Source organism: Nguyenibacter vanlangensis (genome assembly GCF_013376155.1).
Classification (GTDB): Bacteria; Pseudomonadota; Alphaproteobacteria; order Acetobacterales; family Acetobacteraceae; genus Gluconacetobacter; species Gluconacetobacter vanlangensis.
Genome location: NZ_JABXXP010001132.1, coordinates 1 through 662, shown reverse-complemented (window position 1 = coordinate 662; position 662 = coordinate 1). Strand labels below are relative to the sequence as shown.

Sequence of the window (662 nt, the reverse complement as noted above, 5' to 3'; positions counted from 1 at the left end):
GATCGTCGGCGCCGGGGGGCTGGGCGCGCCGCTGGGCCTGTATCTGGCGGCGGCGGGCGTCGGCCGGATCGGTTTGGTGGACGACGACCTGGTCGACCTGTCGAACCTGCAGCGCCAGATCGCCCATACCACCGGCCGGATCGGCATGCCGAAGGTCGAGTCCGCGGCCGAGGCGATGCAGGCCGTCAATCCGCTGGTCCGGGTCGACCGCCATGCCGTCCGGCTGGATGCCGGCAACGCCCGGGCGCTGGTCGCGGCCTATGACCTGGTCTGCGACGGCACCGACAATTTCCGCACCCGCTACCTGCTGGCGGACGCCTGCGCGCTGGAGCGGCGCACCCTGGTCTCGGCCGCCGTGCTGCGTTTCGAGGGGCAGCTTTCCACCTTCCGCCCGCATCGCGGCGGCCCGTGCTATCGCTGCCTCTATCCCGAGGCCCCAGCACCCGGCACCATTCCCTCCTGCGCCGAGGCCGGGGTCTTCGGCGCGGTGACCGGCGTCATGGGCACCCTGCAGGCCACCGAAGTGCTGAAGGAACTGCTGCAGATCGGCGACAGCCTGGCGGGCCGCCTGCTGGTGTGGGACGCCCTGGCCGCGCGCGTCCATACGATCCGCCTGGCGCCCGATCCCGATTGCGCGCTGTGCGGTCCGCGCGCGACGATCC

At 72.7% G+C, this 662-nt stretch carries 1 protein-coding gene; it reads left to right on the top strand.

The window, feature by feature from the left end:
- Nucleotides 1-662, top strand: a 662-nt coding sequence (locus HUK84_RS21685; RefSeq protein ID WP_176641979.1) for a HesA/MoeB/ThiF family protein, incomplete at both ends; no start/stop codon positions are given.